This window comes from Pseudomonas sp. (genome assembly GCF_035497915.1).
In the GTDB taxonomy this organism is placed as follows: domain Bacteria; phylum Pseudomonadota; class Gammaproteobacteria; order Pseudomonadales; family Pseudomonadaceae; genus Serpens.
The window spans coordinates 71272-93699 of the sequence record NZ_DATJCS010000015.1 but is presented as its reverse complement, the minus strand read 5'-3'; the positions used below and the strand labels follow the sequence as shown (position 1 = coordinate 93699).

24 protein-coding genes are annotated in these 22428 nt (G+C 65.3%); 10 read left to right on the top strand and 14 right to left on the bottom strand.

The genetic code is table 11. The annotated features are described in order from the left end of the window. The first annotated feature begins 16 nt into the window (after positions 1-16). On the top strand, positions 17-232 hold the full coding sequence (locus VL129_RS05545) for a hypothetical protein (protein WP_325410909.1): 216 nt from the start codon (positions 17-19) through the stop codon (positions 230-232). Between the two features lie 19 nt (positions 233-251). Here the strand turns inward: VL129_RS05545 and VL129_RS05540 are convergent, their stop codons facing one another. Further along, entirely contained in the window at positions 252-1151 is a 900-nt protein-coding gene (locus tag VL129_RS05540) for a LysR family transcriptional regulator (protein WP_325410907.1), read from the bottom strand. Between the two features lie 142 nt (positions 1152-1293). Here VL129_RS05540 and VL129_RS05535 point away from each other — a divergent pair, with 142 nt between their 5' ends. Then, on the top strand, positions 1294-2028 hold the full coding sequence (locus VL129_RS05535) for an SDR family oxidoreductase (RefSeq protein WP_325410905.1): 735 nt from the start codon (positions 1294-1296) through the stop codon (positions 2026-2028). A 155-nt stretch (positions 2029-2183) separates the two neighbouring features. Here the strand turns inward: VL129_RS05535 and VL129_RS05530 are convergent, their stop codons facing one another. Beyond that, positions 2184-2591, bottom strand: a complete 408-nt coding sequence (locus tag VL129_RS05530) for a RidA family protein (RefSeq protein ID WP_325410903.1) — start codon at positions 2589-2591, stop codon at positions 2184-2186. 123 nt (positions 2592-2714) lie between these two features. On the opposite strand from VL129_RS05530, the gene VL129_RS05525 reads away from it, so the two are divergent. The 4 genes from VL129_RS05525 (at position 2715) to VL129_RS05510 (ending at position 7633) form a co-directional block, all read left to right on the top strand. Further along, a complete protein-coding gene (locus VL129_RS05525; protein ID WP_325410902.1) occupies positions 2715-3668 on the top strand; it encodes a LysR family transcriptional regulator in 954 nt (317 codons plus the stop codon). Positions 3669-3779: 111 nt separating this feature from the next. Continuing rightward, positions 3780-4592, top strand: a complete 813-nt coding sequence (locus tag VL129_RS05520) for a hypothetical protein (RefSeq protein WP_325410900.1) — start codon at positions 3780-3782, stop codon at positions 4590-4592. 606 nt (positions 4593-5198) lie between these two features. Beyond that, entirely contained in the window at positions 5199-5687 is a 489-nt protein-coding gene (locus VL129_RS05515) for a DUF3015 domain-containing protein (RefSeq protein ID WP_325410898.1), read from the top strand. A gap of 92 nt (positions 5688-5779) precedes the next feature. Continuing rightward, on the top strand, positions 5780-7633 hold the full coding sequence (locus VL129_RS05510) for an Lnb N-terminal periplasmic domain-containing protein (RefSeq protein WP_325410950.1): 1854 nt from the start codon (positions 5780-5782) through the stop codon (positions 7631-7633). Positions 7634-7695: 62 nt separating this feature from the next. Here the strand turns inward: VL129_RS05510 and VL129_RS05505 are convergent, their stop codons facing one another. The 7 genes from VL129_RS05505 to VL129_RS05475 form a co-directional block, all read right to left on the bottom strand. After that, entirely contained in the window at positions 7696-8220 is a 525-nt protein-coding gene (locus VL129_RS05505; RefSeq protein ID WP_325410896.1) for a hypothetical protein, read from the bottom strand. A 78-nt stretch (positions 8221-8298) separates the two neighbouring features. After that, on the bottom strand, positions 8299-9348 hold the full coding sequence (locus tag VL129_RS05500; protein ID WP_325410894.1) for a urate hydroxylase PuuD: 1050 nt from the start codon (positions 9346-9348) through the stop codon (positions 8299-8301). A 72-nt stretch (positions 9349-9420) separates the two neighbouring features. Further along, positions 9421-10269, bottom strand: coding sequence for an alpha/beta hydrolase (locus VL129_RS05495; RefSeq protein WP_325410892.1), 849 nt, complete (start codon positions 10267-10269; stop codon positions 9421-9423). A 192-nt stretch (positions 10270-10461) separates the two neighbouring features. Then, positions 10462-11007 carry a GTP cyclohydrolase I FolE gene (gene folE / locus VL129_RS05490; protein WP_325410890.1) on the bottom strand — a complete coding sequence of 182 codons (546 nt, stop codon included), beginning with the start codon at positions 11005-11007 and terminating at the stop codon, positions 10462-10464. 78 nt (positions 11008-11085) lie between these two features. Continuing rightward, positions 11086-11646: a Smr/MutS family protein gene (locus tag VL129_RS05485; protein WP_325410888.1), complete on the bottom strand. Its 561-nt coding sequence runs from the start codon at positions 11644-11646 to the stop codon at positions 11086-11088. Between the two features lie 23 nt (positions 11647-11669). Beyond that, the gene (locus tag VL129_RS05480) at positions 11670-11981 is read right to left on the bottom strand and encodes a hypothetical protein (protein ID WP_325410886.1); all 312 of its coding nucleotides are present in this window, start codon (positions 11979-11981) and stop codon (positions 11670-11672) included. Positions 11982-12047: 66 nt separating this feature from the next. Next, positions 12048-12641, bottom strand: a complete 594-nt coding sequence (locus tag VL129_RS05475; protein WP_325410884.1) for a cysteine hydrolase family protein — start codon at positions 12639-12641, stop codon at positions 12048-12050. Positions 12642-12819: 178 nt separating this feature from the next. Here VL129_RS05475 and prmB point away from each other — a divergent pair, with 178 nt between their 5' ends. After that, the gene (prmB, locus tag VL129_RS05470) at positions 12820-13728 is read left to right on the top strand and encodes a 50S ribosomal protein L3 N(5)-glutamine methyltransferase (protein ID WP_414705143.1); all 909 of its coding nucleotides are present in this window, start codon (positions 12820-12822) and stop codon (positions 13726-13728) included. Here prmB and VL129_RS05465 read toward each other — a convergent pair whose 3' ends face one another. Both VL129_RS05465 and VL129_RS05460 read right to left on the bottom strand, forming a co-directional pair. Continuing rightward, entirely contained in the window at positions 13729-15456 is a 1728-nt protein-coding gene (locus VL129_RS05465) for a thiamine pyrophosphate-binding protein (protein WP_325410880.1), read from the bottom strand. It abuts the gene before it with no gap. Between the two features lie 121 nt (positions 15457-15577). After that, positions 15578-17185: an FAD-binding dehydrogenase gene (locus VL129_RS05460; RefSeq protein WP_325410878.1), complete on the bottom strand. Its 1608-nt coding sequence runs from the start codon at positions 17183-17185 to the stop codon at positions 15578-15580. Positions 17186-17272: 87 nt separating this feature from the next. On the opposite strand from VL129_RS05460, the gene VL129_RS05455 reads away from it, so the two are divergent. From VL129_RS05455 to VL129_RS05445, 3 genes are read left to right on the top strand one after another with little or no spacing between them, the layout of a single operon-like run. After that, positions 17273-18304, top strand: coding sequence for an AraC family transcriptional regulator (locus VL129_RS05455; protein ID WP_325410875.1), 1032 nt, complete (start codon positions 17273-17275; stop codon positions 18302-18304). Positions 18305-18344: 40 nt separating this feature from the next. Beyond that, entirely contained in the window at positions 18345-18923 is a 579-nt protein-coding gene (locus VL129_RS05450; protein WP_325410873.1) for a LemA family protein, read from the top strand. 10 nt (positions 18924-18933) lie between these two features. Beyond that, positions 18934-19821, top strand: coding sequence for a GIDE domain-containing protein (locus VL129_RS05445; RefSeq protein WP_325410871.1), 888 nt, complete (start codon positions 18934-18936; stop codon positions 19819-19821). A 64-nt stretch (positions 19822-19885) separates the two neighbouring features. Here VL129_RS05445 and VL129_RS05440 read toward each other — a convergent pair whose 3' ends face one another. From VL129_RS05440 to VL129_RS05430, 3 genes are all read right to left on the bottom strand, one after another. Continuing rightward, positions 19886-20173, bottom strand: a complete 288-nt coding sequence (locus VL129_RS05440; RefSeq protein WP_325410869.1) for a helix-turn-helix domain-containing protein — start codon at positions 20171-20173, stop codon at positions 19886-19888. Beyond that, positions 20157-20495: a type II toxin-antitoxin system RelE/ParE family toxin gene (locus VL129_RS05435; RefSeq protein ID WP_325410867.1), complete on the bottom strand. Its 339-nt coding sequence runs from the start codon at positions 20493-20495 to the stop codon at positions 20157-20159. Before VL129_RS05435 ends, VL129_RS05440 begins: the two co-directional genes overlap by 17 nt. A 111-nt stretch (positions 20496-20606) precedes the next feature. Continuing rightward, positions 20607-22325, bottom strand: a complete 1719-nt coding sequence (locus VL129_RS05430; protein ID WP_325410866.1) for a bifunctional protein-serine/threonine kinase/phosphatase — start codon at positions 22323-22325, stop codon at positions 20607-20609. Positions 22326-22428: the final 103 nt, after the last annotated feature.

The following is a 22428-nucleotide window of genomic DNA, read 5'->3' as shown; positions in this document are numbered from 1 at the left end:
GAAGACTTACACCGCATTGCTCACTGCAGACCTGGTGGCGGCCGAAGACTGGTACTCGAAACTGCTGGGTCGCAGCCCGGATCATCGGCCGATGGATACGTTGGTGCAGTGGGAGTTCTTCGCCCAGGGTGGCTTGATGCTTTCAACCAGTAACGAGATCGCTGGTCGCGATCCGGACGGCAACCTCATCACGCTCGCGACACCGCCCGCCAGGCCGTTCCCGTCAGCCTGAACGCATCCAATGTGCGCTCTTATTCCTCCCGCCCCTTGAGCGCTCGTACATGCTCCACCAGCGCGCGCAGTTTCGGTGGCTGGTTATGGCGGCTGGGGTAATACAGGTAGAAGCCGGGAAACGGCGGCAAATAGGCCTCCAGCAACGGCACCAGCTCGCCGCGCACGATGTAGGGGCGAAAGGTTTCTTCCATGCCGATGGTAATGCCGCCGCTCGCCAGGGCGGTGCGCACCATCAACAGCATGTCGTTAGTGGTGATTTGTGGCTCGACAGCCACGTCGAAGTCGCGGCCGTTTTCGGTGAATTCCCAGCGGTATGGCGCTACGCCCGGGGCCGGTCGCCAGCCGATGCAGCGGTGCGCAACCAGTTCGCGCGGGTGCATTGGGGTTCCGTGCCGGGTCAGGTAATCGGGCGTGGCGACGACCACCTGGCGCTGCGGCCCGGTGATGGGAATGGCCACCATATCCTGCTCGATGACTTCGCCCAGGCGGACGCCCGCATCGAAGCCTGCGCCGACGATGTCCGCTTCATCGTCGGTCACCGTGATATCCAGCGTCACGCCGGGATAGGCCTCGGCGAACGAGGCGATCAAAGGGCCGGACAAAAAGCGCTCGGCAATGGAGGTGACGGCCACGCGCAACAGGCCCCGCGGCGGGCCATCGGCGACCGTGTCTTCCAGGGCGGAGTCAATCATCGACAGCGGTCCGGCGACCTGCCGGTACAGGCGTTCGCCGGCCTCGGTCAGCCGCACATGGCGGGTCGAACGCTGGACCAGGGCGATACCCAGACCATCCTCCAAGCGACGAATCCCTTGGCTGACGGCCGAGCGCGTGACGCCCATGTGGTCGGCGGCCGCGCGGAAGTTGTGGGCCTCTGCCACGGCAAGGAAGAGGCGAAGCAGTTTGAGATCGGTTTCCATTGGTTAGCAATACTAACCGCTGTAGTTACCCGTTAGGGAATTCTCTTGACGAAAGACGGACCGTACCGTGTGGCCTGTGCTGCCGGCATCGCATTCCGCGTTGAGCCGGGAGTCGTCATTTATCCAGACGGAGGAAACGTCCATGAACGGCGTAGCAAACAAGGTGGTGCTGGTGACCGGTGCCAGCAGCGGCATCGGCGAAGCCACGGCACGCCTGCTGGCAGAAAGCGGCTCAACCGTGCTGCTGGGCGCCCGGCGAACCGATCGCCTCGAGGGCGTCGTCGCAGACATTCGTGCCGCCGGTGGCACCGCCGAAGCCCGTCCGCTCGATGTGACGAGCCGGGAGGACATGGAGGCGTTCGTTGAATATGCGGTTGCGCGATTCGGCCGGGTCGATGTGATCATCAACAACGCCGGCATCATGCCGCTGTCCCCCCTCGCGGCGTTGAAGGTCGAGGAGTGGGACCGCATGATCGACGTCAACTTCCGGGGTGTGCTGCACGGCATCGCCGCCGTACTGCCGGTCATGACGGCCCAGGCATCGGGCCAGGTGATCAACATCGCCTCCATCGGTGCCCATGCGGTTTCGCCGACGGCGGCAGTGTACTGCGCGACCAAGTACGCCGTATGGGCTATTTCGGAAGGCCTGCGCCAGGAGCATGCGGACATTCGTGTCACGACCATCTGCCCCGGCGTTACGGAGTCCGAGCTGGCGGAAACCATTTCCGATGAGCGCGGGCGCGAGGAGATGAAGGCGTTCCGCAAGGTGGCCATCAGCCCCGAGTCGATTGCCCGCGCCATCCGGTTCGCCATTGCGCAACCGGCGGATGTGGATACCAGCGAGATCATCATCCGACCTACCGCCAGCCCTCACTGATCTTTCCGCAATCCGCCGGTCAGGCGGCGCTGATCGCACCGCGCTACATGCGCAGCGACAACTCCGCCCGACCGCTGCAAATATGCCTCCGCACCTGATTGAACCGCCGCCGGCTAGGGGCGATTGGGCTCGAGAAGTAGCGGCGCCGGCTGGCTTCAGCGTTGTACATCACCCTCAGGCAGGCGGGCGACCACCTTGATCTCGAAGGCAAAGCCCGACAGCCAGGTCACGCCGACGCCGGTCAGCGTCGGATACGGCGCTTCGCCCCAGTAGTCCGGCAGTACCGTCATGAGCGTGTCGAGCCGGGATTCCGGATCGACCACGAACAGGGTCACGTCCACCACGTCCGCGAACGTGCAGTCGGCCGCCGCCAGCACGGCGTTCAGGTTGTCGAACGCCAGTCGTGCCTGGGCCTCCAGGTCCGGTTCGGGCGAGCCGTCTTCCCGGCTGCCGACCTGCCCCGAAACGAACAGGAACCCGTTGGAACGAATGGCCGGCGAATACCGGTTGCGCTCGTACAACGCCTGACGTCCGCGGGGAAACACCACATCACGCTGTGCCATAAGGCCTCCTCAAGGGGTCGCTTGACCCGAAATCATGGTCGCCACTTTAGAGTCGCCAGCGGGGTGGATAAACGCGCAAAATCCGTCCGCACTGTTTTCATAATCCAAACAATCGGAGCGAGCATGGACCGGTTCGAGGCGATGCGGGCGTTTGCCTGCGTGGTCCAGGTGGGCAGCTTCACCAAGGCGGCCGATACCCTGCACCTGAGCAAAAGCAGCGTGACCCAGCTGGTGCAGCAACTGGAAACCCGCCTGCGCGTGAAGCTGCTCAACCGCACCACGCGCCGGGTCGGCCTGACGCCCGACGGCGCCGCCTATTACGAGCGCGTGGTACGCCTGCTGGCCGACCTGGAGGAAGCGGAGGCCAGCCTGACCGGCGCCGCCGCACAGCCGCGCGGGCGCCTGCGGGTGGATGTGCCCAGCCCGCTGGCGCGGCTGATGCTGATCCCGGCGCTGGCCGACTTCCATGCCCGCTATCCGGACATCCAGCTGGACATGGGCGTCAGCGACCGGGTGGTGGATTTGATCGGCGAGCATGTGGACTGCGTGATCCGCGGCGGCGAACTGGCCGACCAGTCCCTGGTGGCGCGCCGCATCGGCAGCCTGCGCCTGCGGGCCTACGCGGCGCCGAGCTACCTGCAGCGCGCCGGCGTCCCCGAACACCCACACGAACTGGAAGACAGCCACCACCGCATCGTCGGCTTTCTCTGGGCGCGCACCGGCAAGGTCCAGCCCTACGCCCTGCAGCGCGGCGCTGAGCGCCTCCACGTGCGCGGCCGCCATGCGCTGGCCGTCGACGACGGCAACGCCTACCTGGCCGCTGGACTCGCCGGGCTGGGCGTGCTCTGGCTCCCCGACTACATGGCCAAGTCGCACCTGGAGCGGGGCGAGCTGGTGCCGCTGTTCGAGGACTGGCAGGTCGAGCCGATGCCGCTGTATGTGGCCTTTGCGCAGAACCGGCATGTGAGCGCGAGGCTGCGGGTGTTCATGGATTGGGTGGCAGAGGTGGTAGGGCGTTGGGCGCCGGTGGACGAAAGTTTGGGACTCCTGAGCGGTGTGAGGCAGGCCGGCAAATAAATCTGTCCCCTAATGTGAAATATGCTTATTCGCTTCGCTCACTGGGCTCGCAAACGCTGCGCTTTGCTCGCCTGTTAGCTTAATCGTTAGACCAGAGAGGATGCCTCCATAGTGACTGAAGAAGTCGATATCGAAATCCGAGTCCTCACGTCAACTCGTGATCTCGATGACTACGATGTTCTAGCGCTAAACACCATAAGTGCCGCCGTACCTCACAAGACATCGGATGGTCTTCGAAAACTAATATGGGCGGCAATGGTCGCCCATATGTTCGGTAACAAGTCTGTTGACCATGTTCTTCGCCGTTACGAGCATCTGTGGGAACGATTTCGACCACACGCACGCGAAACGTCGCCTCAGATTCTCGCCCTTCGGCAGATGGCTGCTCAGGTTGATGCGATTGCATCAGCACTTGAAAGGGTAGATCCAGGGGCTCTAATAGGCCAGATTTGTGCAAAGTCGGCGCTGTGCCGACTTGAGGCAACATTCAAGGCTGCTTATGGCTTAGTACGCAAGAACTACATTTTTGAAACGGAGGCGGTCGTGCGCCTCATATTGGAACAAATGGCGTGGTCGTGTGCTGCTGCCCGTATCGGAGACGAGAGTGTGTTTTACTTGAACCCAACTAAGTGCGTTGGTTCTTTCAAGAGCCTATATCCTGATGCGGGGCGAATTTATGGTGAGCTCAGTGAGGGTGCACACATAGATCCGAGTATCGCCGCGAATTATATTCGGTTTCATGAAAATGGCGTCCCTGTTGTCAGGCGATCCCGCAGCGACGCCCTTGCGAGCGGGGCGCGATTATTAGAGTTGGCAGAGGTATACGCAAAAGTGGTGCAGCACCTGTTTTCTCCACTCCCTATGCCAGAGTACGAGATGATCAGCCAAGAATTGCTTGATGCTCGCGCTAACTATGGGGTCTAGACCAATAGGGGCAAGGGAGGGGTTCAGCATGGTGGATACCTCTCAGCGTCGGCGAGCGCAGTCCGCATCATGTCCTTGGTCAGGGGGAAAATACCCGGCTGGAAATGCTCGTTCGGCGATTGGTGCATGGCGCGCGGCTCCGCTATCGATTGCACGACGCCACGCCCCCGGCGAGCCAGATCTGGTGTTTTTTGTCACCGCGACTCCGGCGACTAGCGCGCCAGAATGTCGCTCATGCTTCGAGGCGCCCTCCAACCTCGGAGCACCGGGCTGGGCCTGCGACATTGGCAATGCCGCGTCTGCGGCAAAGCAGCGCTGCAGGACAGATAGTTGCCTGCGTTTGATCGTCAAACCGTAAGCGTTCGTACCAAAGTGGACCGTAGCATCACGTTAAAGGTGATCCAGTTCACACTTTTAGGCCCTGTACTCGACGCAGGGTGTCAAAGCTGAAGGTTATTTGATCCGGGTCAGGCGCCTCTGGAGGTTCCGAGTTCAAGTTTCAATCAGCACTTATGTGCCTTGACAGCTCTAGGGTGATTGCCGAAAGCTGTAACCCGTGTCGGATTAGCCGACATTTATCGATGCCCTTGAAGAAGAGAAATAACCATGAAACGGATTCTGCTCGCTACCCTGATTTCTGCCGCCTCGCTGAACGCATTTGCTGAAGCGCCGGGTGGCCCGAACTGCGGCTGGGGCAACATGTTGTTCCAAGGTCAGAGCGGCCTGCCGTCGCACATTCTGGCTTCCTCCATTAACGGCACTTCCGGCAACGCCACCTTCGGCCTGACCTCCGGCACCAACGGCTGCTCCGCTGACGGCACCCTGACCTACGGCGGCAAGTCGCTGCTGGCGCTGGGCGGCATGATGAACGAGCTGTCCGAAGACATGGCCAAGGGTGAAGGCGAAGCGCTGACCACCTACGCCGTTGTGCTGGGTGTGCAGCCGGAAGACCGTGCCCACTTCTCCGCTGTGACCCACAGCCATTTCAATGAAATCTTCAGCTCGGCTGACGTCACTGCCGAGCAGGTTCATGCCGCTACCCTGGCAGTGCTGAAGAAAGACGCACGTCTGGCTCAGTACGCCGACAAGGCCTAACAAGGCTGCGGGCGTTCTTCGGGACGCCCGACTCTTTCTGTATGCCCGCCACGGCGGGCATATTCATGTGCTCCTCCCGCTATTGGCTTTTCATGCTTCGACGCTTGCTTCCCCTTCTGTTGAGCGGCGCTTGTAGCCTGTCGCAGGCTGCCCCGCACATAGCCCCCGACCGTTTGCAGGCCTTGGCCAATGAGCCGTTCTGGTTGTCCCTGGGTCACTACGAGAGCGGCACGCTGGGCTGGCGCAGCTATGTCGACGATGATGATTATTTCCTTGCCGAGCATGGCGAGAAGGACCCGCTCGCCGAGTTGAAAGCGACTGTCCCGGCCTTATACCGCGACCCCGCACTCGGTGACCGCCATCCGCAATGCATCTATCCGGCCCGTACACGCTGGCTGCGCGACCAGTTGTCACTGGACGATTTGCCGAAGGTGAATTGCCCGGAATTCGATTCCTGGTACAACGACATCGCGCCGCACAGCACCGTGCTGGTGTTTCCGGCGGCCTACCTGAATAGCCCTTCGTCGATGTTCGGCCATACCTTGCTGCGCATCGACCCCGAGGATATCGACCGCGAAGGCAGTCCACTGCTGAGTTCTGCAATTAACTTCGGTGCCTTTATCGAGGGCATGGACAACAGCATCCTGTATGCCTGGAAGGGGCTGATGGGTGGCTACCCCGGATTGTTCTCGCTGATGCCCTATCGCGAGAAAATCAGTGAGTACAGTCGCCTGGAAAACCGCGACCTGTGGGAGTACCGCCTGAGCCTTACCGCGGAGGAAACCGGGCGCATGCTGGAGCATGTGTGGGAGCTGCGTCAGATTCAGTTCGATTATTTCTTCTTCGACGAAAACTGCTCCTACCGGTTGCTCGAGCTGCTGGAAATTGCCCGACCGGGGCTTGAGCTGACCGATCAATTCCCCCTGACCGCCATCCCTGCCGACACCGTGCGGGCGGTGAAGGACGCCGGGCTGATCGAGCGCATCGATTATCGACCTTCCCGTGAGCATGAGCTTCTGGCGCGTGTCGCACCGCTGGATGGCCGCGAGCAGGGCTGGGTACAACGCCTGGCTGAGGATGACACCGCGCTGCAGGATGGCGAGTATCTGGCCCTGCCGGCCGAACGTCGCGCCCTGATTCAGGATGGCGCCTACCGTCTGCTGCGTTACCAGAAGACAGGCGCCGAGCGTGATGCCGCCAGCGCCGAGCGCAGTTATCGCCTGTTACAGGCGATCAACCGCAACCCGCCGCCACGCCTGGACGTCCAGCGGCCGCTGTTGCCCGAAGACAGCCATCGGTCGCGTGCCTTGCAGTTTGCGGTCGGCAATCGCGGTGATCGTGCCTTCGCCGAATACGGCCTGCGCATGACCTATCACGACCTGCTCGACAACCTCGACGGTTTTCCGCGCGGGGCGCAGATCGAGTTGGGGGATTTGAGGTTGCGCCAGTACGAGGGCAATCACTGGCAGATTCAGCAGTTTGACGTCGTCAGCATCCGCTCGCTGACGCCGCGAACCCGCCTGCTCAAGCCGTGGTCCTGGCAAGTGGCAGCCGGCGTCGAACGGGTGCTCGGGATAGATGGAGAAGAACGCCTGGTAGGCCATCTGAACGGAGGAGGGGGAGTCTCCTGGGACATTGGCGAAGGACTGCTCGGTTTTGCCATAGGGACCGCGCGCCTTGAACACAATCGTGACTTTTCCGCAGCGCTCAGCCCGGCAGCCGGCTTCGATACCGGTCTGCTCTGGCGCCATGCGGGTGGCAATTTGTTGCTCGAGGCCCAGGGTGACTATTTCCATAACGGTGAAGTGCGCCGGCGCCTCAGCCTTAGCCAGCAGCTGGAGTTGAGTGAAAATCTCGGGCTCAGAATGAGTGCGCAACGCGAATTCAGCCAATGGTCCTCGCCGGAAACGGAAGTGCAGTTGCAACTGCGCTGGTATTTCTACTAGGTAGAGATGGCGCCCGGGTCAGGCGCCAACTGACAGTCCAGACTGGTCACGCCGAGTGCGTTCTACGCTCCATCGCCAGAAGTGTCTTCGTCCGACGTCAATGCAATGTACCTGCTGGACAGGATGAGCAGTGTCAGGCTGATTGCAGGCAGTATCAGCTGCGTAGCCGCTTCGAAGGCGGTGTAGTAGGCGTCCTGAAGCGTGATGTAGAAATTGATTGCGCCTGCGATGGTGAGCAGAAATGTCCAGATCTTGAGCATGGCGCCTATGTTCTTGTGGCGGGTGAAGATCATGAACAGCAGGATTCCCTGTATGGCCATGGGAATCAGGGCAATCAGCGTGCCGGTCAAAAGCGAAACGAGATTGGCGAGCAGCAGAAAGGAGAGGACCGCAACGAGTGTCCATTTGAACGGGGCGCTGATAAATACTGCTCGGGCCGTCAGATGGGCCGGGTATTGATAGCCGCCCTTGGCGATGTATTCGCGGATGAGTCTGGCTTCTTCGGCATTTTCCTGTTCGTTGATATTGGCCAGCGCTCGCTCGAGCTCGTGTAGGTGATAGCTTCCGTAATTCTTCTGCGTGTTCATCTTGGCTTTCGGGTGGTGTAGGTGCGTGGCGAAACGCTACTACAGCAGGCCGTGTCATGCCAGCTGGCGGATTGTCCGCTACTCGATCCTCCCCCCCTTTTCGATCCACAACCCCAGCAGATCCCGTTCCGCCTGGCTCATCTGGGTCAGGTTGGCCAGCGGCATGTTCTGGCTGGCCACGGCCTGGTCATGGATGGCGCGCTTCCAGGCGCGGATCTGCTCCGGCGTATCGAAGGTCGGCACCAGCGGGGTGGCCTGAAAGATCGGGTTGCTTGGGGTGCGGGAATGGCACTCCAGACAGCGGTCCTGGATGATGCGCTGCACCAGGGCGAATTCCCGGTGCGTATCCAGCGGCTCGGGCGCCGGGACGGCATGTTCCAGGGCTTCAGCAAACTGAGGTGTGGCGGGTCTGGCGCGGGCTTCGCGCTGCAGGCCGTCCGGCATGGCGACATACAGCGCCAGCACGCCCAGGGCGCAGGACAGCGCCCATCGCGGCGCCAGCGCCTGTTCCAGTCCATACCAGATGAGTGCCAGCAGGCCGCCGATCAGCAGCAGCAACTGCCAGGCGTAGGGGTTGCCCAGCAGGGCGGGGGCGTGGGCGCAGAGCAGGGTGAACAGCAGGGGCAGGGTCAGGTAGTGATTGTGCTGCTCGCACACGGCGGCGCGCGCGGCGGAGGGCTGGGTGGCGCGGGCCAGGCCGTGCAGGTTGCTCGCCATCAGCGTGACCAGCAACGCGCCGCTGTGCAGGTAGGCGCCGCTGGCGTCGAACAGCTGGTGGTAGCCCCATACGGCGTAGCCGAACAGTCCGTACAGCACGAAAGCCAGCGGCAGTGGGCGGCGATACAGGGCATCGCACAGGGCTCGGTAGCCGAGCCATGCGGCGGCCAGCGTGCCGAGCGTCACCAGCACCGCCGCTTCGGGGCGCAGCACGCTGTCGCCGAGGAAGACCGGCGCCGGCAGCAGGCTGCAGGCCGCAATCGCCAGCAACAGGCCCTGGCGGCGCGTCGTCAGGCGCGGGTCGGCGGAGGGTTCAAGCGGGAAGGTGCGCGCCAGCACATACAGCGAGGTCAGCCACAGCGCAGCGGCCAGCAAGGCGAGCCAGCCGAGAGTGAGGTCCAGGGCATCCATGCGATGGGTCTCCGTCTGCCGGCAGTCTGCCGCTGCCGCTATTGATCAGAGACAGGCCATCGCCCGACTGGTTCAGGGCGCGGGCACCTGCTCCTCCAGCCACTTCACCAGTTGCTCGCGCCAGTGGCGGGTGTAGAGCATTTCGCCGTGACGGCGCTGCGGATCCAGCCACAGCCAGACCGGCGGGGTGGCGGTGCGGTAGAGCCGTTCGCCGTGGCTGCAGGGTACGGTGAGGTCGGCGCAGCCGTGCAGGATCAGCAGCGGCATCGGCGGGCGTTGATGCAGGTAGCGATCCGGGCTGAAGTCGTCGCGAACGGTCCAGGCCAGCGGATAGCGCAGCGGAGAGGTCAGCCACACTTCGCCGAGCTTTTCCCGGGCGATCAGCCGATAGCCGGAGAAGGCGCTGTCCAGCACCAGGGCCTGCACTTCGCCGGGCTGGCTGTGGGCGACCACGGTGGCGGCGGTGGCGCCGCCCAGGCTCTGGCCGAACACCACCAGCGGCAGCTGGTCCTGTCGTGCCCGGGCCACGGCCCAGTCGAGGCCGGCGCGGGCATCCTGATTGACGCCGGGGATGTGCGGCGCGCCTTCGGACAGGCCGAAGCCCCGGTAATCGATGAGAAACAGGTCCCAGCCATAGCGGTTCAGCCAGCTTGTGGCCACGTAGTGGGTGCTGATGTTCTCGGCGTTGCCATGCAGGAAGTAGATCAGCCCGCGACGGGGCTGGTTCCTGGCCGGCAGGAACCAGCCGTGCAGGCGGGTGCCGTCGGCGGACTGCAGATGCACGTCCTCGTAGGGCACGCCGATCTGCGCGGGGGTGCCGCGCAGGCCGGGTTCGGGGAAATAGAACAGGTGGCCGCAGCCGGCGCAGAGGGCCAGCAGCAGGCCTAGCAGGGCGTGGCGAATCAGAAGTGATGCAGCCATGTCAGTCCGGTTTCGCACCCGCCGGGTTGGGAGCGAATTTCATTTTTCCTTAAGGGGGCGATGAGGCTGACGACTGTCTGGTCGATAGTCGGTCCGTCGGACTTAATCACAGCCTCAAGGGCTCTAGCAAGCACTCTGCAAGGGGCTGCGACTTCCGTCGCGAAGCCCCCTTGGCCGACCCCGCAGGGAAACTCAGCGAATCAGGCTGAGAAATTCGCTGCGCGTGGCGGCATTGCTGCGGAACTGGCCGAGCATCACCGAGGTGACCATCGAGGAGTTCTGCTTCTCCACGCCGCGCATCATCATGCACATGTGCTGGGCCTCGATGACCACCGCCACGCCGGCGGCGCCGGTGACCTTCTCGATGGCCTCGGCGATCTGCCGGGTGAGGTTTTCCTGGATCTGCAGGCGGCGGGCGTACATGTCGACGATGCGCGCCACCTTGGACAGGCCCAGCACCTTGCCGTTGGGCATGTAGGCCACGTGGGCCTTGCCGATGAAGGGCAGCATGTGGTGTTCGCACAGCGAATACAGCTCGACGTTCTTCACCAGCACCATTTCGCTGTTGTCGGAGCTGAACAGCGCGCCGTTGGTGACTTCTTCCAGCGTCTGCTCGTAGCCACGGCAGAGAAACTGCATGGCCTTGGCGGCGCGCTTGGGCGTATCACGCAGGCCTTCGCGGGCGACATCCTCGCCGAGTTGTTCGAGGATCGAGCTGTAGTTTTTTTCCAGTGACATGGGATTACCTAAGCGGCATGGAAATAAGCGCAAGGCGCGCAGGGTAGGGATGCGAGCGTCAGGCTGCAAGCCGGAGCGTCATTCGTCGCGTCCATCCAGCATGGTGCGTTTGAGCAGAACGTAAAGGGCGCCGGTGCCGCCGTGGCGCGGCAGGCAGGAGCTGAAGCCGAGCACCTGGGGGTGCTGGCGCAGCCAGGTGTTGACGTGGCTCTTGATCAGCGGGCGCTTGCCGTCCAGGCGCGCGGCCTTGCCGTGGGTGACGCGCACGCAGCGCACCTCCAGCTTCGCGGCCTCGGCGAGGAACTCCCAGAGCGTCTCGCGGGCCTTCTCCACTGTCATGCCGTGCAGGTCGAGGCTGCCCTCGAAGGCGATCTGCCCGGCCTTGAGCTTGCGCATCTGGCCTTCCTGCACGCCATCGCGCGCCCAGTGCAGTTCGTCCTCGGCGCCCACGTCGATGACGAACTGGTCGGACAGGCCGTCCACGCGGATGCCTTCGCTGCGCTGGGTGGCATTCTGCCGGCGACTGACCAGTTGCTGCCGGTCGGCGCGCGGCTTGCCGGTCTCGGCGCGATCGTCCTGGATGCGGCGCACGCCGCGCACGGCCTGGCTGAAGAGGGAAAAATCGTCGTCTTGGTTCATGCGACCTCCTGAGGGCCGCTAGTTTACTCGCGCTTGTTTCTCAGGTGTGGCGAAAGACCCAGATCGGTGCGGATGCGCAGCCGTTGCCGGCACAGGCGCCAGATGAAGATGCCCGCCGCCAGCAGCACGATACCCGCCACAAGCAGTTGCCAGCCCTCGCCGGGCGAGTCGTTGAGTTCGCCCAGGGCGGGCGGCCGGCCCAGCAGGCCGGCGATGCCGGCCAACATCAGTAGCACGCCGAGGGTGGCGCCCAGCGCGCCGGCGATGCCGCCCAGCCGCCAGCTCCAACGGCGCGGTGTTCGGGAGGGGGAGGAGAGGAAGGGGTCGCGTTTCATGCTGTCGCACCGTGCAGCCAACCGAACTGTGACCGGTGACGGTCACGCAGGTTCGCACGGGGCGATTCAAAGCACGTCGCGGGCCTTGGGCACGACCACGGCGAAGTTGTCGGCCAGGGCGGCCATTTCCATGCGGTGCAGGTCGGCGGCCGCCAGGGTGCCATCGCCCAGCGGAATGTCACGGGTAGCGATGGCGGCATCCACCAGGGTGCAGCGGAAGCCGTAGTCCTTGGCGGCGCGCACGGTGCTGCTGATGCTCGAATGGGTCATGAAGCCGCAGACGATCAGGTCCAGATGCCCGTGGGCCATCAGCCGGTCGTTCAGGTCGGTGCCGCAGAAGGCGTTCGGCTGACGTTTTTCCACCACGGTTTCGCCGGGTTGCGGCGCCAGCTCGGGCAGGAAGTGGCCACGCGTCCCCTGGGGATCGAGCAGGCCGCCGGGAATGCCCAGGTGACGTACGAAAATGATGGGGCGCTTCTGCGCGCGGGCGGCAGTCAGCAGTTCGCCGATCTGTTCCAGTGCCGGTGCCAGTCCCGGCAGGGCCAGCGTGCCCATGCGGTATTCCATCTGCGGGTCGATGATCAGCAGGGTGGCATTGCCCAGCGTGGCCGGCGCGTAGGCGCGACCGTAGAGTTTGAGCATGGAAAGCGGCTGGGACATGACTATCTCCTGGCAAGCGAGGACGGCAATGTAGCGGCAGTGGGCGCGCTTGTGAATCGTCTACGACGTTTTTCCAGCATCAAAATGATGGCGCTTGGCCGTTTGCGCGGGACGGACGGTTCGCGCATGGGATAAACTGCCGCGCAATTTGCCCCGGAGAGATTACACAGTGTCCGTTCTGCCCACCCGCCTTCGTACCTTGCGTGATTACATTCGCTGGGCGGTCAGCCGATTCCAGGCTGAGGAGATCTATTTCGGGCATGGAGCCGATAACGCCTGGGACGAGGCCCGCATGCTGGTGCTGGGTGCCCTGCATCTGCCGTATGAAATGACCGACGCCTACCTGGACTGTCGGCTGGAGGATCACGAGCGCGACCTGCTCGGCAGCTTGATCGAGCGCCGCGTCAGCGAACGCGTGCCGACCGCCTACCTGCTCGGCGAGGCCTGGTTCTGCGGCCTGCCGTTCAAGGTGGACGAGCGCGTGCTGGTGCCACGCTCGCCGATTGCCGAACTGATCAGCCAGCGTTTCGCGCCCTGGCTGCCGGCCGAGCCGGCGCGCATCCTCGACCTGTGCACCGGCTCGGGCTGCATCGGCATCGCCTGCGCCTATGCCTTCCCCGACGCGGAAGTGGTGCTCGGCGACCTGTCCTTCGAGGCGCTGGAAGTGGCCAACTGCAACATCGAGCGGCATGGTCTGGAAGAGCGCGTCTACACCGTGCAGGGCGATGGTTTCGACGGCCTGCCCGGCCAGCGCTTCGACCTGATCGTTTCCAATCCGCCCTATGTGGACGCCGAAGACTTCGCCGACATGCCGGACGAGTACCACCACGAGCCGGCCCTGGGCCTGGCCTGTGGCGACGACGGCCTGGACCTGGTGCGGCGCATGCTGGCCGAAGCCGCCGACCACCTCACCGAGCAGGGCATCCTGGTGGTGGAAGTCGGCAACAGCCAGGTGCATGTCGAAGCCCTCTACCCGGAAGTGGACTTCACCTGGCTGGACTTCGAGAACGGTGGCCACGGCGTGTTCCTGCTGGCGGCGAAGCAGTGTCGGGAGCACCAGGCACTGTTCCGCAGCCGGCGTTCCTGATCAGCCGGTCACCCGGCGCCACAGCGCGCGCCCGATCACCCGTACCTTGTCCCGTGGCGTGAAGCGCTTGAGGGTGGCCTTGACCACCCCCTGGGTGAAGCGGGTGCGCTTGGAATAATCGACGCGCACATCCACCAGCACCGGGCGGTGCTGCGCGGCCAGCTCCAGCGCCTGGCGGATGCCCTCGGCGCAGCCCTCGTTGCCGTCGATGGCCACGAAGGCGGCCCCGGTCGCTTCGGCCAGCGCCCTGACGTTCAGCGGCTGCAGCACGGTGCAGGTCTTGCGGTTATAGGGAATCTCCTGGGCCTGGGCGATCTGCGACAGCTCGCCGTCGTTGAACACGAACAGTGGCACGCCCAGCTTGAGCTGGCTGGCGGTGAGCAGTTCCAGGCCGGTCATGCGCAGCGCGCCGTCGCCCACCACGCCCACCACGGCCTTGTCCGGATTGGCCAGCTTGGCGCCGATGGTCGCCGGGATGCAGTAGCCCATGGCGTTGAAGTCGCTGGGCGACAGGTAACGGCGCGGGCCGTGGATCGGCATCAGCTCGGCGATCAGGAAGGTGTGGTTGCCGTCGTCGGCGACCACGATGGCCTCGTCGCCCAGCTGGCTGCGCAGTTCGCCGAAGAAATGCGCCGGATTCACCCGGCCCTGGCTGTCGTGCTTGAGCCATTCCTGGTGATAGGCCGCCTTGTCGGCGCGGATGCGCTCGGCCATGCCGCTGCGCGCGGCCGGTTGCAGCGCTTCCACTTCGCGCAGCAGCGCCGGAATGAGCTGCGCGGCATCGCCCTGCAGGGTCATCCGGGCGGGGAAGTTGGCGTTGAACACCTCCGGGTTGATGTCGGCGTGAATCAGGCAGTCCGGCACCGGCATGCTGTAGCTGCCGGTGGGAATTTCCGAAAAGCGCGTGCCCACCGCCAGCAGGCAGTCGCAGCCGTCGAAGGCGTTGGCGGCCGCCGGCACGGCGTAATCGCCGAAGCCCATGCCCACGTGCAGCGGATGATTGCCAGGGAACGCACTCAGGCCCTGCAGGGTGGTGCAGGCCGGCGCATCCAGCAGCTCGGCCAGGCGCACCAGCTCGGCCTGCGCACCGACGGCGCCCCAGCCGAGGAACAGCCCCGGACGCTTGGCGCTGACCAGCAGGCGCGCCGCCTCGCGGATGGCGTCGGCGTTCTCTTGCGGGGCGGCGATGGCTTGCTGGAAGGCCGGCATCTCGTCCACCTCGCCGAGGAAGTTGCCGATGTTGTACGGCAGCTCGACGAACACCGGTCCCGGCTCGCCGCCGGTGGCGATGCGGTAGGCCTCGTACAGGGTGGGAATCACCTCGGCATGACTGCCGATGCGGAACGTGGCCTTGGTGATCGGCTTGAGCAGGGCATGCTGGTCGATGTCGTGCAACTGGTAGCGGTAGGGGCTGTCGCTGTGGATGCCGCCGGAAATGATCAGCATCGGAATGCCGTCCAGCCCGGCCTCGCCGATGCCGCTGGCCGCGTGGGTGACGCCGGCCGCCGGCACGATCACCAGCGTGCCGATGCTGTCGCTGGTGCGGCTCACCGCATCGGCCATGAACGCCGCGCCACATTCGTGGGTGACCAGCACCGGCTGAATCTTCTCCGAGGCGTTCAGTTCGTCATACAGCTCGGTGTTGTGCACGCCGGGAATGCCGAAGGTGAAACGCGCGCCCAACTGCTCCAGGGCGAAACGCGCCAGTGCCGCGCCGGTCTTCTTCATGTCCTGCTCCTTGTTGATCGTTGTTGTTCAGAGCTGTTGTAGGAGCGGCTTCAGCCGCGATCGGGTGGGCAGCCTGCCGGGTTATCGCGGCTGAAGCCGCTCCTACAAAAAAAGTTTTTCATCACCCCCGCGCAATCGCCTGTGCCGCGCGGCGGCCGTTGAACACGCAATTGCTGAGGAACGTCCCCTCCAGCGAACGAATGCCACTGATCCCGCCGCCCCCGAAGCCCGCCGCCTCGCCGGCCGCGTACAGTCCGGGAACGGGCTGGCCTTTCGCGTCGAGCACCCGCGACTGCAGGTCGGTGAGCATGCCGCCCATGCTCTTGCGGCTGATGATGCGCTCACGGATGGCGATCAGCGGGCCGGCCTTGGCATCGAGGATTGGCTGGTTCTTGCAGGTGCGCAAGCGATCGCTGCGCCATTGGCGCAACTGGGCCAGGCGGCGCAGCTGGTCGTCGTTGTGCAGCGCCAGCCCGCGTTCGAGCATGGCGTCGTAGGCCTGCACATCGGCACGCATGCCGGCCAGGTCGACCGGCAGCGGGCCGAGGGCGTTCATGCGCTCGGCCAGTTCTTCCAGCGTGTTGCCGCGCACCACGTCCGGGCAGCGCTCCAGCATCCAGTTCACCAGCTCCTTGTTGCCGGTGAGGGTCTGCCAGATCAGCCTGATCAGCTTGCGGTCGCGGAACAGCGGGTTGGTATCCGTGCCGGAGATGGCCATTTCCTTGATCGCGATGCGCCAGTTCATCAGCTGCCAGCTGTACTGGCCGGGCAGCCGGCCGACGCGCTTGCACAGATCATGGGTGTCGAATCCGGTGACCAGCGGCTGCGGGCCGATGCGCCGCCCATAGGCATCCAGCCACAGCGCCGAACGCGGCGGAATCAGGCTCAGCCCGTGGTTGGGGTATTCGGGTTCGGGATGGGCGATGCCGGCGGCGTAGTTCCACATCTGCTGCAGGTTGACCACCTGGCCGCCCACGGCCCGCACCTGATCGTGCAGGGCGCCGTCGGCGCACGGCGGGGTGCCGCTGAGCAGGTTGTCGGGGCAGGGGCCGTACAGCGCCGTGTCCCAGTGCTGGCGCACCCGGGCGAGGTCGCCGCCGATGCCGCCGGTGCACACCACCACCTGTTCGGCCTGCACGCGAAACGCGCCCTGCGGATTGTGCCCGTGACAGCCCCTGACCGCGCCGTTGTGGCGTTCCAGGCCGTCCACACGGTGCTCGAAGAGCAGGTCCAGCAGATAACGGCGCGGGTGGGCGAACAGTCGCGCGGCCAGCGTGCCGACCAGCCCGCGCCCGCAGCCCCAGGCCACGTGGTAGCGCGGCACGGAATTGCCGTCGCCCTGGTTGCCTCGCTCCACCCACTGCACGGCAGGGAAGAAGCTGATGCCCTGACCGCGCAGCCAGTCATAGATCTCCACGCGATTGCGCGCCACGTAGTCCTCGGCCCAGCGCGGGCCCCATTGCGCGTCCGGCGCGAACTGCGCGGCGCGCAGCCAGTCGGCGAGGAACAGCGTGGGCGAGTCCTCAATGCCGTTGCGCTTCTGCTCCGGGGTCTCGCTGAGCAGCAGGCCGCCGAACGCCTCGTTGGCCTGGCCGCCGCAGGCCGCGCGCGGGCCGGCGTCCAGCAGGGTGACGCGCTGCCCCTGGTCGAGCAGTTCCAGCGCGGTGACGATGCCAGCCAGGCCGGCGCCGATCACCAGGGTATCGGCGTGGTGCAGGGAGTCGCTCATGTGTCCTCGGCGTAGTTCTTGTTTTTGCGGGCGAGCATAGGCAGCCTTGGCGCGGCCCGGCCTGACATTTTGCGAACGAGGACCGCCATGACCCAGATCGCCCGCAGCGCGGTGTTCATCGGTTTCGAAGCGCTGTGCCGCGCCAACGGCCTCGACCCGCTCCCCCTGCTCGAACGCTGCGCCCTGGACCCCGAGGTGCTGCAGCGCCGCGACCTGTACGTGCCCTACGCACGCTTCGGCCAGGCGCTGGCCCTGGCCGCCGAGCGCTCCGGCAATCCGCTGTTCGGCCTGCACCTGAGCCGCCGACACGATTACCTGATCCTCGGTCCGTTCGGTCTGTTGCTCGCTCAGGCGGAAAGCTTTCCCGAGGTACTGCGCCTGACCCGCAACTACGTGCACCTGCACGCCCAGGGCATCGAACTGGCGACGGCGGAGCAGGGCGATGCCCTGGAGGTGCGCTACAGCCTGACGCTGCGCGAGCACATCGACACGCGCCAGCTGCTGGAACTGGGGCTGGGGGTGGTGCACCGCAGCCTGGGCAGTCTGTTCGGTGAGGCCTGGCGGCCGAGGCGGCTGGAGATTCGCCACGAGGCGCGCGGGTCGTTGCCGCACTACGAGGCGTTCTTCGGCTGTGAGGTGCGCTTCGGCCAGGCGCGCAACGCCTTCATCACCGACCGCGGGCTGGTGAGCCGTCGCCCGCTGGCCCAGGCCGCCCCGTTGCGTTCGCACCTGCTGGCCGAGTTCGCCGGCCAGGCGGACATCGCCGAGGATCCGGTGGCGCAGCTGTGCTACGTGCTGCAGTCGATCCTCACCACCGGCGAAGCCAGCCTGCCGGTGGCCGCCCGCCTGCTCGGCCAGCACCCGCGTGTGCTGCAGAAAACCCTGCAGGCGCGCGGGGTCAGCTTCCGCGCCCTGCTCGACCGGGTGCGCTACCAGGAAGCCTGCCAGCAGCTGCGCCAGTCGGGCCAGTCGATCACCGAGCTGGCGCTGCACCTGGGCTATGGCGACGAAACCGCGTTCTCGCGGGCCTTCCGGCGCTGGAGCGGGGTCTCGCCGCAGGCGTGGCGGCAACGCGCGAATGCGGGGCCGATCAACCCGCCGATCTGTCTCTGGCCATAGACTCCGAGTCCTTTTCGCGCAACGACATTGCGGGGGTTGCATGAGTCCGAGTCTGACGGTGGCGGTGGTTCTGGTCGTGGTGTTCTTCGCCGTGGCCTATGCGGTGGGGCTGTACAACGGCCTGGTGCGCCTGAAGCATGGGGTGGGCAAGGCCTGGGCGAACATCGACGTGTTGCTGCGCCAGCGCCATGAAGAGCTGCCCAAGCTGGTGGAGACCTGCAAGCAGTACATGCAGTACGAACGCGCCACGCTGGAACGGGTGATCGAGGCGCGTAACGCGGTGGCCAGCGCCCGCGAGCGGCATGACGTGCAGGCGCTGGGCCGGGCCGAAAGCGGCTTGCGCGCCGGGCTGGGTCAGCTGTTCGCGCTGGCCGAGAATTATCCGCAGCTGAAGGCCGACGAGAGCTTCCGCCATCTGCAGCAGCGCATCAGCACCCTGGAGAACGGCATCGCCGACCGTCGCGAGCTGTACAACGAAGCCGTCAATCTGAACAACGTGCGCATCGAGCAGTTCCCGGATGTGCTGCTGGCGCGTTTCTTCGGCTTCGCCGCCGCGACCCTGTTGCAGTTCAGCGAGGCGGAAAAGGCCGACGTGGACCTCAAGGTGCTGTTCGGCTGAGGACCGGGCGATGAATGTCGTGCATACGCTGGCGCTGTTCGCCGGGGCGGTCGTCGCCTGTGCGGCCGGCGGCTGGAACAGCGTGCGCTGCTGGTCGCAGGCGCGCCATCTGCAGGACACGCCCAGCTCGAAGATCCGCTCTGCCGCACAGGGATATGGGGAGCTGGCCGGCCTGCTCCAGTCCGCGGAGCAGATGCAGTTCGGGCCACTCACCGGCCAGCCGTGCCTGTGGTGGCGCTACGAGATCGAGCGCTATAGGACGACCGGCAGGTCGCGCCGCTGGCAGACGTTGGAGAGCGGTCGCAGCGAGGCCTGGCTGCGCCTGGCCGACAGCACCGGCGAATGCCTGATCGATCCGCGCGGCGCGCAGGTGTATCCGGCGACGCGCCAGGTGTGGGAGGGCGGGTTGCGCCACCCGTTGCGCGATGCCTCCTACGGGCTGCTGGACGGGCTGTTCGGCGGCCGGTATCGCTATACCGAGGAACGCCTGCACGTGGGCGAGTACCTGTATGCCATCGGCGAATTCCAGACAGAAAGCCCGGCCAGCCAGTCCCTCGACGGGGAACAGGCCCGGGGCGCGGTGGTGCGTGAATGGAAAGCGGATTTCACCGGCCTGCTGCGCCGGTTCGACGCCGACGGCAACGGTCGGCTGGACGACGAGGAGTGGCGGCTGGTCCAGCTGGCGGCCCGCCTGGAGGCCGAGCAGCGCCATCGCCAGGCCGCCCGGCAACCTGACTGGCACCGCCTGGCCAAACCCGGCGAGGCGCAGCCGTTCGTTCTTTCCAGCCGCGGCAAGGAGGGCGCGATCCGTCATCTGCGCAGGCGGGCGCTGATAAGCGCGTTGGTGTGCCTGGCGGCGGCGGGGATGACGACCGTGTTGCTCGATCGGTTGCTGTGACCAGGCTGATTGACGAAGCGTAATCGGGCGCTCCCGCACTGCGCACCCGTGGTGCGGGGCGCACTTAAACGAGGTGCACCTCGACCCGCTTGCCCAGCGCGGCTGCATACTTGCGCAGCGTGTCCAGGCTGGGGGAGTGCTTGCCGGAGGCGAGGGCGTTCTCCAGTCGGGCCACGGCCGGCGCCTTGGTGCCCATGCGCTCGGCCACCTGCGCCTGGGTCAGCCCGGCGGCGCGGCGTGCGGCCAGCATCTCGTCCAGCAGGGCGAATTCCTCGCGGTTGAGACGTTCGTATTCGGCGCGGGCCTCGGGATCTTCCAGAGCCTTGGCCTTGAGTTCAGCGTGAGTCAGCATGTTTCTTTACCTCTTTCATGCGCATTTCGGCCAGCCGCCGCTCCTTGACGGGCGTCTTGTCGGTCTTTTTCACGAAGCTGTGCAGCACCACGATGCGCTGGTTGATCAGCGTGCAATAGAACACCCGCGCAATGCCTTCTGCTGCCTTCAGGCGTAGCTCGAACAAGCCATCACCGAAGGATTTGCTGTGCGGATCGCCCAAATGGGGACCGTACAGTTCCATGCGATCAGTCAGCGCGAAGTAGCGACCGCGTAAGCCGGCGGGCAGCGCAAGCACCTCGTCCTGAATCTTTTCGCTGTAATAGGTGATGGTGTAGTTCATCGACGGCGGCATGCTAACAAATATGTTATCGGGGCGGCAGCCGACACTGACAGGCGGAACCGCGCCGCTCCGTAGGGTAGCCAAGGCCCAGTTAAGTCGCTGGGCCTGGTGTTAGCGCAACAGCAACACGACCAGTACCGCCATCTGCACCCACGCCAGCGTCTGCCAGAAGCGCAGCGGATGGCGCTGCAGCAGCGGTGCTTTGGCGCGGTGCAGCAGTTCCGGCGGCGGCTGGCGCAGGTCGTGGAGGAATTCCGACAGTTCGCCATAGCGCCGCGCCGGGTTGGGGTGCACGGCCTTGCGCAGCACGTCATCGACCCAGGCCGGCAGGGCGCGATCCTCGCGCCATAGCGGGCGGTAGCGCAGGCGCAGCTGGGCGGTGCGAGTGCGGGCGCGAGACACCTCGGCGCCGTAGGGCAGGTCGCCGCCCAGCAGCCGGTAGGCGATCACGCCCAGCGAGAACAGGTCCGAGCGCACGCCGCCACCTTCGCCCAGAAAGTATTCCGGCGCGGTGTAGGCCAGCGCGCCGGGCACCGGGTTGTTTGGGTCCATGCCGCCCTCGGCCAGTCCGGTGACCTGCGCCGAACCGAAGTCGATCAGCTTCAGGGTGCCGCCGGCGTCGATCAGGATGTTCTCCGGCCGCAGGTCGCGGTGCAGCATTTCCAGGCGGTGGAAGGCGCGCAGGCCGCGGGCGATCTGTTCCAGCAGGTCGCGCACCTGCTCCAGCGAGGGCTGCGGATGATCGGTCATCCACTGGGCCAGGGTCTGGCCCTCGACGTACTCCGTCACGCTGTACAGGTACTGGCGCGGCCGGCTTGTCGCCGGCGCGCGCACCACATGCACGCTGTGCATGCGGCGGGCGATCCATTCCTCCAGCAGCAGGCGTTCCAGATAGGCACGGTCGTGGCGCAGGTCCAGGGACGGGGTCTTCAGCACCAGCCGTTCGCCGCTCTGCTCGTCCTCGGCCAGGTATACATGGCTGCGGCTGCTGGCATGCAGTTCGCGCAGGATGCGGTAGCCCTCGAAGCGCACCGGCGGTTCCAGCAGCGGCGGCAGGGCCAGTTCTTCGAGCTGGCGCTGGACTTCCCCGGCCTCGCCGTCAGGCAGCGCGTCGATGCGCACCAACTGGGCGGTGAGGTTGTCGGGGCTGCCCCGGGCGTGGGCTTCCAGCACCAGGCGGCGCGCGGTGGCGTCCAGGTCCTCGCCGTGGCCATCGATCAGGGCGAGCAGCGCCGCCTCGCTCAGCCATTCGTGCACGCCATCGGTGAGCAACAGGAACAGGTCGCCGACCTGCAGGGGCAGGGTGCGGTAGTCGATTTCCAGATGCGGATTGATGCCCAGGGCGCGGCTCAGGCAGCTCTGCTCCGGCGACAGCCAGACCCGGTGCTCCTCGGTAAGCGGCTCCAGCTGGCCGTTGCGCAGCCGGTAAAGGCGCGCATCGCCGACATGGAACAGGTGCGCGGTGGTGGACTTGAGCACCAGCGCGCTGAAGGTGCAGACGTGTCCGCGCTCGCGCTCGTAGCGGTACGGGCCGCGCCGCGTCTGCGCATGCAGCCAGGCGTTGGTGGCCACCAGCACGCGCTGGCCGGACTGCTTCACCGACCAGGCGTCCGGCGTGCAGAAGTAGTCTTCCAGAAAGCTCTTCACCGCCGTTTCGCTGGCGATGTGGCTGACCTTGCTGCTGCTGATGCCGTCGGCGATGGCCAGGGCGATGCCCTTGCTGGATTGCTGCTCCGGCTCGGGTAGGCGCAGGCCGTGGAAGTCCTGGTTGAGGGGTTTGCGGCCCTTGTCGGAGAACTGGCCGACTGTTACCGCAAGGGTGTTGGGCATGGAGGATTCGTGGATACAGGAGTTTGGGGCGAGCACTGATGCTGTTTGTCCCCTCTCCCCTCGTGGGAGAGGGTTAGGGAGAGGGGGCGGGCATTTCACCCTC

What these genes read in the sequence shown, in the direction of transcription:
- VL129_RS05540 (WP_325410907.1), bottom strand. Translation starts at nt 1,151, where the DNA reads ATGGAAACCGATCTCAAACTGCTTCGCCTCTTCCTTGCCGTGGCAGAG.
- VL129_RS05430 (WP_325410866.1), bottom strand. Translation starts at nt 22,325, where the DNA reads ATGCCCAACACCCTTGCGGTAACAGTCGGCCAGTTCTCCGACAAGGGC.
- VL129_RS05445 (WP_325410871.1), top strand. Translation starts at nt 18,934, where the DNA reads ATGAATGTCGTGCATACGCTGGCGCTGTTCGCCGGGGCGGTCGTCGCC.
- VL129_RS05525 (WP_325410902.1), top strand. Translation starts at nt 2,715, where the DNA reads ATGGACCGGTTCGAGGCGATGCGGGCGTTTGCCTGCGTGGTCCAGGTG.
- VL129_RS05530 (WP_325410903.1), bottom strand. Translation starts at nt 2,591, where the DNA reads ATGGCACAGCGTGATGTGGTGTTTCCCCGCGGACGTCAGGCGTTGTAC.
- VL129_RS05480 (WP_325410886.1), bottom strand. Translation starts at nt 11,981, where the DNA reads ATGAAACGCGACCCCTTCCTCTCCTCCCCCTCCCGAACACCGCGCCGT.
- VL129_RS05450 (WP_325410873.1), top strand. Translation starts at nt 18,345, where the DNA reads ATGAGTCCGAGTCTGACGGTGGCGGTGGTTCTGGTCGTGGTGTTCTTC.
- VL129_RS05535 (WP_325410905.1), top strand. Translation starts at nt 1,294, where the DNA reads ATGAACGGCGTAGCAAACAAGGTGGTGCTGGTGACCGGTGCCAGCAGC.
- VL129_RS05475 (WP_325410884.1), bottom strand. Translation starts at nt 12,641, where the DNA reads ATGTCCCAGCCGCTTTCCATGCTCAAACTCTACGGTCGCGCCTACGCG.
- VL129_RS05440 (WP_325410869.1), bottom strand. Translation starts at nt 20,173, where the DNA reads ATGCTGACTCACGCTGAACTCAAGGCCAAGGCTCTGGAAGATCCCGAG.
- VL129_RS05435 (WP_325410867.1), bottom strand. Translation starts at nt 20,495, where the DNA reads ATGAACTACACCATCACCTATTACAGCGAAAAGATTCAGGACGAGGTG.
- VL129_RS05485 (WP_325410888.1), bottom strand. Translation starts at nt 11,646, where the DNA reads ATGAACCAAGACGACGATTTTTCCCTCTTCAGCCAGGCCGTGCGCGGC.
- VL129_RS05495 (WP_325410892.1), bottom strand. Translation starts at nt 10,269, where the DNA reads ATGGCTGCATCACTTCTGATTCGCCACGCCCTGCTAGGCCTGCTGCTG.
- VL129_RS05500 (WP_325410894.1), bottom strand. Translation starts at nt 9,348, where the DNA reads ATGGATGCCCTGGACCTCACTCTCGGCTGGCTCGCCTTGCTGGCCGCT.
- VL129_RS05460 (WP_325410878.1), bottom strand. Translation starts at nt 17,185, where the DNA reads ATGAGCGACTCCCTGCACCACGCCGATACCCTGGTGATCGGCGCCGGC.
- folE (WP_325410890.1), bottom strand. Translation starts at nt 11,007, where the DNA reads ATGTCACTGGAAAAAAACTACAGCTCGATCCTCGAACAACTCGGCGAG.
- VL129_RS05465 (WP_325410880.1), bottom strand. Translation starts at nt 15,456, where the DNA reads ATGAAGAAGACCGGCGCGGCACTGGCGCGTTTCGCCCTGGAGCAGTTG.
- VL129_RS05510 (WP_325410950.1), top strand. Translation starts at nt 5,780, where the DNA reads ATGCTTCGACGCTTGCTTCCCCTTCTGTTGAGCGGCGCTTGTAGCCTG.
- VL129_RS05455 (WP_325410875.1), top strand. Translation starts at nt 17,273, where the DNA reads ATGACCCAGATCGCCCGCAGCGCGGTGTTCATCGGTTTCGAAGCGCTG.
- VL129_RS05505 (WP_325410896.1), bottom strand. Translation starts at nt 8,220, where the DNA reads ATGAACACGCAGAAGAATTACGGAAGCTATCACCTACACGAGCTCGAG.
- VL129_RS05515 (WP_325410898.1), top strand. Translation starts at nt 5,199, where the DNA reads ATGAAACGGATTCTGCTCGCTACCCTGATTTCTGCCGCCTCGCTGAAC.